This is a genomic window from Legionella longbeachae (assembly GCF_004283175.1).
GTDB classification, from domain to species: domain Bacteria; phylum Pseudomonadota; class Gammaproteobacteria; order Legionellales; family Legionellaceae; genus Legionella; species Legionella longbeachae.
The window spans coordinates 37,466-50,090 of the sequence record NZ_RXNW01000018.1 but is presented as its reverse complement, the minus strand read 5'-3'; the positions used below and the strand labels follow the sequence as shown (position 1 = coordinate 50,090).

The window sequence follows — 12,625 nt, the reverse complement described above, 5'->3', positions numbered from 1 at the left end:
AAATATCTTTATAGATATGGAACAAAACGTCCTTAAGCGCATGAAAAGCCGTGTAGAACAAAAAGAAAGTGAATTCAAAAAGGAAGGTTTTTTGCAAAGATTTAGTCAAACAAAAGAAAAAATCTTCATTAAACAAATCAGTGCTGCTTTTTCTAAAGTATGATGTCGAAAAGGGAGCGGATCCGGCTAAAATTCATCAAAAATTTATTGAACTGTGTAATCTTATTTCAAAGGACACATCTGATGATAAAGATGTGAATGATCACAAAGAACACATGTTTCCAACCAATGCGCAGTATTTGTTCAATAATCTCTCTTTTGTACAATATGAATTACCCAAGCCCCCAAGAGAAGAGCCACAACAGGTCGTGGACCTTAGTAATATGATGCCATCCTCTGATTTACAATGGTAATATATCGTTGAAAAAAAAAGAATTATGTAGTGTTCATCCCTCTTCTGTTTGGCAATTTAATAAACAACTTAAATGTTGCTTAATACCAATGCTGCAGAAATGCTTGCTGCTGCGGGCATCGTAATGAGCCATGAAAAGAAAATTCTTCTGATGACGCGCCAATGTGGGCCAGAAACTCCATTAGTTAATCCGACCCCAGCAATTGCGCCAGTGACAGTATAAGTAGTAGAAACAGGAATGCCTGACTGTGTTGCGATAAAAAGAGAAAGTGCTGCTCCTGTTTCGGCGGCACAACCCTTTATCGTGTCAAGTTGCGTGATTTGCGTTCCCATGGTATGTACAATGCGCCAGCCTCCCGCAAGGGTTCCAAGGCTTATGGCTGCTTGACATGAAATGACCACCCAACATGGGACATAAAAAGGCCCCTCGATCCAGGCTGCTGAGAAGAGTAATATGGAAATGATGCCCATGGTTTTTTGGCCATCATTACTTCCATGGGTTAGACTTAATAACGCAGAGGAACATAATTGAAATCTTTTAAAGAGCTTAAAATGAGTTTGTTTTGAACTTTTTGAAAACTTGTAAAAAAAATAGGTCATAAGTAATGCAACAAATAATCCAAGAGCGGGAGAAACAAAAATCCCACCCATTACTTTGGCAAAACCACTCATTTTAAGTGAGGAAAAACCTCCCTTAGCTATTGCGGCCCCAGCTAACCCTCCAATAAGAGCATGCGAAGAACTTGATGGAAGTCCGTAATACCAGGTCACCAGATTCCAGAAAATAGCGCCGATTAATGCGGCTAAAATAAAATGCGTATCAACAATGTGAGCGTCGATTAGGCCGCTGCCGATTGTTTTTGCCACAGTGAGGTTAAAAACTAAAAAAGCAATAAAATTAAAAAATGCAGCCCATATCACGGCTTGTTTGGGAGTCAAGACTTTTGTGGTAACGATCGTAGCTATAGAATTTGCTGCATCATGGAAACCATTAATAAAGTCGAAAGCATAGGCAACCATGATTACAAAAAATGTAAATAAAAAGGTTGAGTCCATACCAAGGCCATTCCTTAGAATACTATATATAATAACTACTTTTAGTCATTAATTTAGATACAATATGCATTAAGAGTTTGACAACATGGGGTAATTCTATAGCCCCAGACTCCATAGCCAGCGTTGCGTGCTGCTCTTCATCTTCTTTCATTTTAGTTAACAATGAGTGTGATTTTTTATCCTTTACTGGCAATTTCTGTAGATGTCGGAGTAAATGAGCGGAGACTTGTCGCTCTGTCTCCATCACAAATCCCAAGCTAACTTTATCTCCTGCTAATCCAGCAAGTGCTCCTAATATAAGAGAACCACCATACCATAAGGGATTGAGTAGGCTTGTTTTGGAGCCTAATTCGGCCAATCGTTCTTCACACCAGGCTAAATGATCAATTTCCTCAGCCGCTGCATCACTCATCTGTTTTCTAATATGGGTTAATTGCGCTGTTAAGGCTTGCCCTTGATAAAGTGCCTGTGCACAAACTTCCCCAGAGTGATTGACTCGCATCAAGCCTGAGATGTGCTTTTTTTCCTGGATAGAGAGTGATGCCTCAGGAAGATCTTTGGCCGGTGAATGGCGGGTCCCTATGCGCTTTTTAGGGGGAAACAGGGTACGCAAAGCGTTGTCTACGTTGCCTATTAATATATCCAGAGTATTTATTTTGCGCATAGTGATTTTGTGTGTGCTCTTTTATAATTGAGTAAATTGATTAATCGTTAAGGTTAATCGATTTACTAATTCATTGATCTCATCTTCATTAATGATCAACGGTGGTAATAGTCGTACAACAGTATCCGCGGTGATATTAAAGAGTACTCCATTAGCAAGTCCTTGCAAACGCATATCATTAGCGGGTCGATCCAGTTCAATGCCTATCATATATCCTTTACCACGAATTGCTTTAACACTCGGATGTTCTCCAAGATTTTTGATTAACTTTTCCATTAGTAATGCACTGTTTTTTGCGACTTTTTCGCAAATTTTATCCCGTTCAATGACTTCTAATACAGTTAACGCAGTTGCACAAGCCAAAGGATTACCGCCGAAGGTTGAACCATGGTTGCCTGGTTTAAATAAATCCTTCGCTTTTTTGCTGATTAGACAAGCTCCGATTGGAACACCATTCGCCAAGCCTTTAGCTGTAGTAAGAACATCAGGCTGAATATCATAATGCATGCAGGCAAATAATTTTCCAGTACGCCCGTTCCCAGTTTGGATTTCATCTAAAATAAGCATCCAGTCATGTTGTTCACAAAGCTTGGCAACAGATCGAAGATAACTTTCCTCTGCAGCATGGATGCCTCCTTCGCCCTGGATAGGTTCAAGCATCACTGCGACGACATCCTCTCTGTTCGCTGCAATAGTATGGATAGCATCCAAGTCATTAAAAGGGGCGCGGATGAAACCAGGTACCAAAGGTTCAAATCCTGCTTGCACCTTACGACTTCCTGATGCAGTTAATGTCGCCATAGTGCGGCCATGAAAAGCCTTTTCCATAACAATGATTGACGGTGTTTCAATTCCTTTTTTGTGACCAAAAAGACGAGTTAATTTTATTGCCGCCTCATTCACTTCAGCACCCGAATTGGCGAAAAAAACCTGTTCCATGCCTGTCATGGCTGTGAGTTTTTCTGCAAGTAATTCTTGTTGCTTAATATGAAAGGTATTTGATGTGTGAATCAGTTTGGCTGCTTGTTGCTGTATTGTTTTTGTGACATCAGGATGAGCATGTCCTAATCCACAAACGGCTATTCCGCTCAAGCCATCGAGGTAGGCTTTTCCTTGTTCATCATACAACCAAACTCCTTCTCCATGTGTGAACGTTATTGGCATAGGATTGTAACTTGTAATTAAAGCCATAATGTTTTCCCTTTAAAACTTAAGGATTTCCATTTTAAATAGATTATTTCCTATTTTTATGGAAGAGCTAATAATAGCCCACATTATAGCCACAACTTTCTTTCCTGCGCCATATGAGAATAAAAATTCTATAGGCGATTATGCCGCTATGAAAAGAGATTATATCAACGTGGTTTTCTTGATTTTTAAAATCCCTCACCACCACAGGATCTCGCAGACTCTTAAACCAATGGTAGTGAAGAGAGGGGCTATGGGCAACAAATTTTGTTTTACTTTCTGGATAATTTATTTGTTGGCGCCATTAACAATTCTTTTTTATGACGGTGTAAAAAGCATGTTACTTCATGTTGTCAGCTACAAAATCCCAATTTACCAAGTTCCAGAATGCAGTCACATAATCCGGGCGAGCATTACGGTAATCAATATAATAAGCATGTTCCCACACATCGCAGGTTAATAGCGCTGTTAATCCTTCGGTCATTGGTGTGCCTGCATTACTAGTACTGATTATTTTCAATTCACCAGCACTGTCTTGGACAAGCCATGCCCAACCCGAGCCAAAAGTCGTAATTGCAGTTTGTGTAAATTTTTCTTTAAATGAATCAAAAGAGCCAAAATATTTGTTAATTGCTTCAGCAACTTTTCCTTGAGGTTCTCCACCACCATTTGGACTTAGACAATGCCAATAAAAAGTATGATTCCATACTTGTGCAGCATTATTAAATATCCCTCCTTTTGAATTTTTAATGATTTCTTCTAATTTCATGGATTCAAATTCAGTGCCAGGAATTAGTTTATTTAAGTTAGTCACGTAGGCTTGATGATGTTTACCATAATGGTATTCAAGAGTTTCACTTGAAATATGGGGCTCTAACGCATTTTTTGCGTAGGGTAATTCAGGTAGTGTAAAGGTCATCCTAATCTCCTAATTATTATTCTGCGCTAAGTTTAGCAGGTAGATGGTGATATTCAATGAAGATTAATCTTAATTAAGAAAAAAGCTATGGTGATTACTTAATAATGGTTTATTCATATTGAACTATACTTCGATAATTTATTTTGGATCTTATTTGTTCAAATGGGATATTGATTGGCTTTTGATCAAAGATTTGTTAGACTAATGTGCCAAAATATTATTGATTGTAAGATTGATAGGTTTTCGCAATAATGACCGTCATTAAATTTATTACTTAAAGGGTGTGTGAGTGGATACTTTAGATAAAATTAAAAAGCAAATAACTGAAAACGCTATTTTGCTTTATATGAAAGGTACACCGAAGATACCACAATGTGGGTTTTCTGCACGCGCAGTCCAATGTATCGAGGCGTGTGGTGTTGATTTTGCGTATGTAGATGTTCTTGCTAATCCTGATATTCGTCAAACTTTACCTCAGTTCTCTGATTGGCCTACTTTTCCCCAGCTTTACATAAAAGGAGAGTTGATAGGCGGTTCTGACATTATTGCTGAGTTATTTCAACAAGGTGAACTAGAAACCATGCTGCGAGACGCAATTGCTGCATAACATAGGTTTTATTGACAATTCGTTAGATTAAGCCAAAATGATGTGGTTTAGAGTAGCAGCGCATAGCCTAAATGCAAAGCATGCGAATGCCAGCGTTACATCTTGGTAAGATTTTGGAATTGTCAACAAGCTCTAAAGAGATATACATAATTATAATAATTAATGGAGATCATAGAATGAGTGTATTAGTGGGAAGAAAAGCTCCTGATTTTACTGTAGCTGCTGTTTTGGCAAATGGTGAAATTGTGGATAAATTTAATTTACACGAGCATTTGAAAGGTAAATATGGTCTTGTGTTTTTTTATCCTTTGGATTTTACCTTTGTATGCCCTTCCGAGTTGATTGCTTTAGATCATCGCATTGATGAATTTAAAAGCCGTAACGTCGAGGTGGTTACTGTTTCTATTGATTCACACTTTACTCATAACGCATATAGAAATACTCCGGTAAACAAGGGCGGTATTGGTTCTGTCCGTTATACAATGGCCGCAGACATAACTCATAGTATTTGTCAGTCCTATGGCGTGGAGCATCCTGCTGCAGGTGTTGCTTTCCGTGGAGCATTTATTATTGATACCAATGGCATTGTTCGCTCACAAATTGTCAATGACTTGCCCATCGGCCGTAACGTAGATGAACTTCTTAGAATCATAGATGCTGTACAGCACTTTGAAGAAAACGGTGAGGTTTGCCCTGCTGGTTGGCAAAAAGGAAAAGCAGGTATGACCGCTTCAACAGAAGGGGTGGCTGCATATTTGTCAGAGCATTCTGATTCATTATAAAATGTACAGCCTGAGCTGTACCTACTCAGGCTGTGTGCCTTACTGTCTTTGCTGCCACAAGTTTGCCATATGGCAAAATAGATCCGCTGTCTTCTCCGCATCATAAATTGCTGAATGAGCTTCTTGTGCATCAAAAGCAATTCCGGCTGCCTGGGCTGCTTTTGCTAATACAGTTTGCCCGTAAATAAAGCCACCCAAGGTTGCTGTATCAAAACAAGTAAATGCATGAAATGGAGATTTAACTCCAGTTCTCTTTATAGCCTCCTTTATAAACAATAAATCAAACCATGCATTGTGACCTACTAAAACAGCACGCTGACACTGGAATATTTTAAGTGCTGCAAAAATTGGATGGAATAAATTTTCGAGGGCAGTTTTTTCATCGATGGCAAAGCGTAATGGTTGAAAGGGATCAATTTGATTAAATTCAAGTGATTTTGGATCGAGTTCCGACCCCGAAAAAGGTAAAATATGTTCAAAATAGCTTTTTCCTCGATAGAATTTCCCCTGATCATCCATTAGAATGAGTACGATGCACATTTCTAGTAATGCATTTTTTTGTGGATTAACACCAGCAGTTTCAACATCAACAACCACAGGTAAAAAGCCACGAAACCGATTTTTTATATTCATGCCGGATAAGGAATTATGATTCATGGGCGCTCCATTGAATCGTTTCTCCAGCTGCTATAGGAACAACTTGAGACAAACCTAAGGGTAAATAGTTGGGTACTATTTGTGATAATTTAATTAATTCGATTTGTTGCTGATTAATAGGTAATTGATAAAATTCAGCGCCAAAGTGACTTAAAAAATGATTCAGGTGTTTTAATTGGTTTAATTCATCAAACACTTGTGCATATAAACCCAAAGCATATGGGGCAGAATAAATCCCAGCGCATCCGCATGCATTTTCTTTTGTAGTTACGCTATGTGGTGCGCTGTCCGTTCCGGCAAAAAATTTAGGATTTCCACTACAAGCAGCAAGCTGTAATGCTTTTTGATCCCGTTCATGCTTTAAAACAGGCAAGCAATAATAATGTGGCTTAATTCCACCTGCGAGTAATTTATTACGATTATACAACAAATGATGAGGGGTAATTGTAGCGGAAACAGTTTTAGGCGCTTGCAGTACATACTCTACAGCAGCTTGAGTCGAAATATGTTCAAATACTATCCTTAGTTTAGGAAAATTGCTGACTATTGGTTTTAAATATTCATCTATAAATAGAGATTCTCGCTCAAATATATCGCTATGAGTTACTTCTCCATGGATTTGCAGTACCAAGTTATTGTTTTCTAATATTTCGAAATGGGTATAAAGATCAGTAAGTGATTTAGCTCCGGCTTCAGAATTGGTTGTAGCCCCAGCGGGATAGAGTTTTGCTCCTAAAATATAAGGTATATTTGCTGCCTTGTTTAGATCTTCAGGATCTACGGAATCGTTCAAATAAAAAGTCATGTATGGTTCAAATGCGCTGCCTTCAGGTAAGGCGGCAAGAATCCTGGATCTGTAATCATTAATTGAAGACAACGTGGTAAGTGCCGGTTTAAGATTTGGCATGATTAATGCACGGGCGAAATGCTTGGCGCTACCCATTACAGTATGTTGTAATAATTCATTGTCTCTAAGATGAACATGCCAATCGTCAGGACGGTTAATACGCAATGTTTGTACCATAAAAATCTCATAATTTTGCAGATAGCTAAGGATAACACGAATTACCTTTCAAGATGCAGAATGATAATGTTTATTCCTATTTGTTCCGATGGATAACCGACTTACATGTAAAATATTAATTTTTTTCATTTTGATTAAAAAAAATATTCGATGAGCAAAAAAAACATATCCACTTGAAAATAATTATTTTTTTTTATAATTTTTCTTGACATATTCCACTCCACTGCTAATACTCAACACTGTTGCATGCATCGACCTGAAGCGACGAAGGCATGCTAATGACAACTCCTAGTAGAGAGTTATCAATGAATATAGAAATACAATAATAATTTATGCGGAGACATAAGCATGTTAAGTTTAAAAAAAACAACTATGGCAATTTTAGCTTTAGGCAGCAGTACCCTTTTTGCAGGTACCATGGGTCCAGTTTGTACCCCAGGTAATGTGACTGTTCCTTGCCCAAGCACTGGATGGAATGTTGGTGGACAAGCTCTGGTCTTACAAACAATGACCGATACTGATATTTCGCTAGGAATTGAAACAAACCCTGTTATACCTGGTGCTTCTATTAATACTGATTTAGATGCTCAATGGAACTGGGGTTTTCAAATCGAAGGTTCTTATCACTTCAACACTGGAAATGATATTACCTTAACTTGGTACCACTTGGATACAAGCTGGAATAACAGCACATTTACTCCAGATTTCGCACCAGACTTAGCGATCGGTTTCGGTCACAAAAACAGATGGGATGCAGTTAACGGTGAAATGGGTCAATTCGTTGACGTCAGCGCTAACAAGAAAATCCGTTTCCATGGTGGTTTCCAATTCGCAAGCATTAAGAGAAGCGTTCATGCATTTGCTGCTGATGTAGATGCTGATCCAGATGATTTCCTTGCTCGTTTCAATGGAAGTACTCAATACAATGGTTTCGGTCCACGTACTGGTATCGACATGAACTATGTATTTGGTAACGGTTTCGGAATTTATGCTAAAGCAGCTGCTGCTGTATTAGTTGGTACTGCTAAGCATGGTTACGACCTTGATGTGTTCACAAGCGCTGCTGGTGAAGTATTTGACTTAAACATCGGTGGAAGCAGAACAGCAATTGTTCCTGAATTAGAAGCTAAATTAGGCGCTAGCTATGACTATCCATTAGCTCAAGGTGATTTAATACTGGATGCTGGATACATGTGGTTTGACTACATTCATGCATTAAACACAACAGTATTACAAACTACAGCGACTGATTTTGCTGCTGCAGGTCCTTACTTTGGCTTGAAGTATATAGGTAACATTTAATTCGCTATCATTTTAAGAAATTTAATTAATACTGTTGACTTTATAAAGGTCCGGTAAGATAATTGAGCAAGGTACGCTCTCGGTGATAGAGCGAATATGCGTACCGTTGCTAACAATTTAAATTGGTAACGAACGGAAATAATAATAAAAAGTGGAGATAAGCATGTTAAATTTGAAAAAAACAGCGTTAGCTGTTCTTGCTTTAGGTAGCAGTGCAGTATTCGCTGGCACCATGGGCCCAGTTTGCACACCAGGTAACGTTACTGTTCCTTGCCCAAGCACTGCATGGAATGTTGGTGGACAAGCTCTGGTCTTACAAACAATGACCGATACTGATATTTCGCTAGGAATTGAAACAAACCCTGTTGTACCTGGTGCTTCTATTAATACTGATTTAGATGCTCAATGGAACTGGGGTTTTCAAATCGAAGGTTCTTATCACTTCAACACTGGAAATGATATTACCTTAACTTGGTACCACTTGGATACAAGCTGGAATAACAGCACATTTACTCCAGATTTCGCACCAGACTTAGCGATCGGTTTCGGTCACAAAAACAGATGGGATGCAGTTAACGGTGAAATGGGTCAATTCGTTGACGTCAGCGCTAACAAGAAAATCCGTTTCCATGGTGGTTTCCAATTCGCAAGCATTAAGAGAAGCGTTCATGCATTTGCTGCTGATGTAGATGCTGATCCAGATGATTTCCTTGCTCGTTTCAATGGAAGTACTCAATACAATGGTTTCGGTCCACGTACTGGTATCGACATGAACTATGTATTTGGTAACGGTTTCGGAATTTATGCTAAAGCGGCTGCTGCTGTATTAGTTGGTACTGCTAAGCATGGTTACGACCTTGATGTGTTCACAAGCGCTGATGGTGAAGTATTTGACTTAAACATCGCTGGAAGCAGAACAGCAATCGTTCCTGAATTAGAAGCTAAGTTAGGTGCTAGCTATACTTATGCAATGGCACAAGGTGACTTAACTCTAGATGCTGGTTACATGTGGTTTGATTACATCCATGCATTAAACACAACTGTGTTACAAACTACATCTACTGACTTTGCTGCTGCAGGTCCTTACTTCGGTCTGAAGTATGTTGGAAACGTTTAATTTCTTAATTGATTAAGATTTTGTAAAGCCCGTCTAAAAGATGGGCTTTTTTTTTAATGGAGTATTCATGTTTAAAAAAGTAACTATCGCTGTGTTAGGATTGGCAGCAAATGTAACTATTGCCGGATCTATGGGTCCAGCTTGTACCCCGGGTAATGTTACCGTTCCTTGCGAAACAAAACTTTGGGATTTTAGTGCTCAAGCTCTCTATTTGAGATCAGTTTATGGTAGTGAAAAAGCATTTGAACCAGGTACTGCACCCCTAAATAAAGAAGTAAAGAATGATTGGAATTGGGGATACCGCTTGGAAGGCTCTTATCACTTCAACACAGGAAATGACATCAGTATTAATTGGATGCATTTTAGCAGTTCTATAGATCCAACAAATTTCTTTGGGACTCTTACTATCCCTGCAATAGGATTACCACCACTCCCTGCTCCTTTTGAATTAACAAGTTTTAATAGAATTGATCAAGTAAATGTAGTCATGGGACAATATACTAACCTGAGCGTTAGAGATAAAGTCAGGTTCTATGGAGGCTTGCAATATGCCAACATACAATCAACAGCAACGAACTATTATATAACGCAACAACTCCCAATTCCAATGTTAGCAAACAATCCTTTGAGTAAGTTTAATAATACCAATTATAAAGGATTTGGACCTGCTGTTGGATTGGATTACGCATACTACATTACAGACTCACTAAGTATTACGGCTAATGGCGCAGGATCATTACTTTATGGAACTAACCGATATCAGGCAGGTTTTGTCCTGGCACCTTTCGATGTGATTGTTGAACAAGTTTTCTTTCGCAAAAAAGGAATAGTTCCTAGCTTAGAGGCGAAGCTTGGGGTAAATTATGCTCATGCGACACCTATAGGTATCGCTAATGTTCAGGTAGGCTATCAAGCAATTAATTACTTCCATGTACTTGAGGCGCAATCATTCGCGAATTTGGTCGGTCCTGTTCGCGCAGTAGATTATGGAGTTTTTGGCCCATATTTTGGACTAAAACTCATCGGTAATGCATAATTTATTGATTCCATTTTGTACAAAATTATAAATCGAAATTAAAACCCATCTGGCATGGGTTTTTTTTGATTTATAGTTACAAAAATTACGCAAATTTATAATAAAATGTCTAGTCAGTTTTTACTTGCCAAGATATAATTTCACCCCTCCCGCTGTGGAAGTAAAAATAATAAACAGGAGTCCTACATGAAGTTCAAAATGGTTTTCTTGGCTTTGGTCTGTTTATCAAAACCACTCTATGCAGAAAATGATCAACAACTACAACGCCAGATAGCACAGTTACAAAAACAGACCCAACTGTTACAAACCCAATTAGAGGCATTACAAAAACAAGTAGTGGCTCATAAAGTGAAGAAAAGCGCTAAAACAGCAAAGCCAGTTGCAACTAAAACTGTATCGAAGTCTGCTAAAAAGCAGGTTCAAGTCCGTGAGAAGAAAGATGAAATGATCAAGTATCATTCATCAAGTATTTCAGTTCATACGCCGGAAGAACATCCAGAATCTATAGGATTTTATCCCACTGCCCTGGTTGCTGATAATCGTGTGGTGACTTATATTGCTGGAACCCCCGTAGTTGCTTCCCCATACCTGGGAGATCGCCCTGCATTCGATGGCTCTGATTACATCGTTAATATTTCAAGTATTAACCGAGATATTCGTTTAATGCAGCAACGCCGTAAATTATATAGAGCCTATAAAACTATTGGTTATCCTATTCCCGAGCGCCCCATAATTGCGATTAGTGGTAAAGCAGAACCAGTCGGCATGATGAATAGTGACTATGTGGGTGGAACAAATGTTGATTTGACATTAGGGTCGAGTGAAGTGGATGTTGCGGCGGCACTTAACCAAAATGTTGAGGCTTATATTGCTATTGCATACGATTCAAACCCTCCAGATGTAGGTCCAAGAATTAACAATTCTGCATTTAACCTGAATATGGGTTTTGTAAATGTGGGTAACCTGGATAAAACTCCCTTTTATTTCACTGCGGGGCAGTTGTATGTGCCTTTTGGACGTTACTCCAGTGCTATGATTAGCGCACCATTAACGTTAAATCTAGCACGGACCAAGACAAGACCTTTCATCTTAGGCTATAAGTCTCAGGAAGATTCGGGGCCATTTGTGGCAACCTATATTTATAGGAGCGATACGACACTGGGGCGAGCTGGAGTAGGCGGTGCGAATGCAGGTTATAGTTTTTCATTGAGCGAAATAAGGGGTGAAGTAGGCGCAAGTTATATTAGCTCCATAGACGATGCTGCGGGAATGCAAAATACGGCAGCAAATCCGGGTACTTTTGGCGGTTTTGGTTCCTTACTTAATGGAAACGAAGCGGTGCGGAAAACTCAAGCTGTGGATGTTTATGGAAATATGGGTTATGACCGCTTCAATTTTGCTGCTGAATGGGTTGGAACAACGCAGGCATTTAGAGCACAGGATCTAAGCTTTAACGGGCGTGGTGCAAAACCGCAGGCATTGCAAACAGAGATTGACATGACTTTTAGGGCATTTAACAGACCTTCATCTATAGGTGTGGGTTATCAATGGACTAAAGATGCACTGGCGCTGAATTTACCTCAACATCGATTTATTGGCGTATTTAACATTTCAATCTGGAAGGATACTGTAGAAAGCATTGAATATCGACATGAAATTGATTACAGCGCAAATGACTTTGCTAATGGTGCAGCACCTCCAGGGCTGGTAAATGCACCGACACTAGGTACCGGAGGTACTGCAGATACCGTATCTGCACAAATTGGAGTTTACTTCTAGTAGAATATAAAACAGCCTGGGTGCCAGCAAGTATCCAGGTTCTACAAATCACCAGGTATTAACGTTCTTAACATTCTAATGA

At 39.1% G+C, this 12,625-nt stretch carries 13 protein-coding genes; 7 read left to right on the top strand and 6 right to left on the bottom strand.

Features of this window, described 5'->3' with window-relative positions:
• Positions 1 to 68: 68 nt before the first annotated feature.
• Positions 69 to 413, top strand: a complete 345-nt coding sequence (locus tag EKG34_RS18320) for a hypothetical protein (RefSeq protein WP_162467498.1) — start codon at positions 69 to 71, stop codon at positions 411 to 413.
• A gap of 68 nt (positions 414 to 481) precedes the next feature.
• On the opposite strand, the gene EKG34_RS16115 is transcribed toward EKG34_RS18320, so the two are convergent.
• The 4 genes from EKG34_RS16115 to sodB all read right to left on the bottom strand — a co-directional run bounded on the left by EKG34_RS16115 (position 482) and on the right by sodB (position 4,239).
• Entirely contained in the window at positions 482 to 1,468 is a 987-nt protein-coding gene (locus tag EKG34_RS16115) for an inorganic phosphate transporter (protein WP_003633765.1), read from the bottom strand.
• 22 nt (positions 1,469 to 1,490) lie between these two features.
• Entirely contained in the window at positions 1,491 to 2,132 is a 642-nt protein-coding gene (gene coq7, locus EKG34_RS16110; RefSeq protein ID WP_003633764.1) for a 2-polyprenyl-3-methyl-6-methoxy-1,4-benzoquinone monooxygenase, read from the bottom strand.
• A gap of 21 nt (positions 2,133 to 2,153) precedes the next feature.
• Positions 2,154 to 3,323 (bottom strand): aspartate aminotransferase family protein, encoded by a 1,170-nt coding sequence (locus tag EKG34_RS16105; RefSeq protein WP_003633762.1) that lies wholly within the window; start codon positions 3,321 to 3,323, stop codon positions 2,154 to 2,156.
• Positions 3,324 to 3,660: 337 nt separating this feature from the next.
• Entirely contained in the window at positions 3,661 to 4,239 is a 579-nt protein-coding gene (gene sodB / locus EKG34_RS16100; RefSeq protein WP_003633760.1) for a superoxide dismutase [Fe], read from the bottom strand.
• A 289-nt stretch (positions 4,240 to 4,528) separates the two neighbouring features.
• Here sodB and grxD point away from each other — a divergent pair, with 289 nt between their 5' ends.
• The gene (grxD, locus tag EKG34_RS16095) at positions 4,529 to 4,846 is read left to right on the top strand and encodes a Grx4 family monothiol glutaredoxin (protein ID WP_003633757.1); all 318 of its coding nucleotides are present in this window, start codon (positions 4,529 to 4,531) and stop codon (positions 4,844 to 4,846) included.
• Between the two features lie 176 nt (positions 4,847 to 5,022).
• Positions 5,023 to 5,628, top strand: coding sequence for a peroxiredoxin (locus tag EKG34_RS16090; RefSeq protein ID WP_003633755.1), 606 nt, complete (start codon positions 5,023 to 5,025; stop codon positions 5,626 to 5,628).
• A 39-nt stretch (positions 5,629 to 5,667) separates the two neighbouring features.
• On the opposite strand, the gene rnt is transcribed toward EKG34_RS16090, so the two are convergent.
• Together rnt and pyrC are read right to left on the bottom strand one after the other, a co-directional pair.
• Entirely contained in the window at positions 5,668 to 6,285 is a 618-nt protein-coding gene (gene rnt / locus EKG34_RS16085) for a ribonuclease T (protein WP_003633752.1), read from the bottom strand.
• Positions 6,275 to 7,309, bottom strand: a complete 1,035-nt coding sequence (gene pyrC / locus EKG34_RS16080; RefSeq protein ID WP_003633750.1) for a dihydroorotase — start codon at positions 7,307 to 7,309, stop codon at positions 6,275 to 6,277. The genes rnt and pyrC overlap by 11 nt, the downstream gene beginning before the upstream one ends.
• 348 nt (positions 7,310 to 7,657) lie before the next feature.
• On the opposite strand from pyrC, the gene EKG34_RS16075 reads away from it, so the two are divergent.
• The 4 genes from EKG34_RS16075 to EKG34_RS16060 all read left to right on the top strand — a co-directional run bounded on the left by EKG34_RS16075 (position 7,658) and on the right by EKG34_RS16060 (position 12,543).
• The gene (locus EKG34_RS16075; protein WP_130560096.1) at positions 7,658 to 8,611 is read left to right on the top strand and encodes an Lpg1974 family pore-forming outer membrane protein; all 954 of its coding nucleotides are present in this window, start codon (positions 7,658 to 7,660) and stop codon (positions 8,609 to 8,611) included.
• A gap of 163 nt (positions 8,612 to 8,774) precedes the next feature.
• Positions 8,775 to 9,728 carry an Lpg1974 family pore-forming outer membrane protein gene (locus EKG34_RS16070; RefSeq protein WP_003633746.1) on the top strand — a complete coding sequence of 318 codons (954 nt, stop codon included), beginning with the start codon at positions 8,775 to 8,777 and terminating at the stop codon, positions 9,726 to 9,728.
• 67 nt (positions 9,729 to 9,795) lie between these two features.
• The gene (locus tag EKG34_RS16065) at positions 9,796 to 10,764 is read left to right on the top strand and encodes an Lpg1974 family pore-forming outer membrane protein (protein ID WP_003633744.1); all 969 of its coding nucleotides are present in this window, start codon (positions 9,796 to 9,798) and stop codon (positions 10,762 to 10,764) included.
• Positions 10,765 to 10,950: 186 nt separating this feature from the next.
• Complete coding sequence (locus tag EKG34_RS16060) at positions 10,951 to 12,543, top strand: LbtU family siderophore porin (RefSeq protein ID WP_003633735.1); 1,593 nt, start codon at positions 10,951 to 10,953, stop codon at positions 12,541 to 12,543.
• Positions 12,544 to 12,625 lie beyond the last annotated feature (82 nt).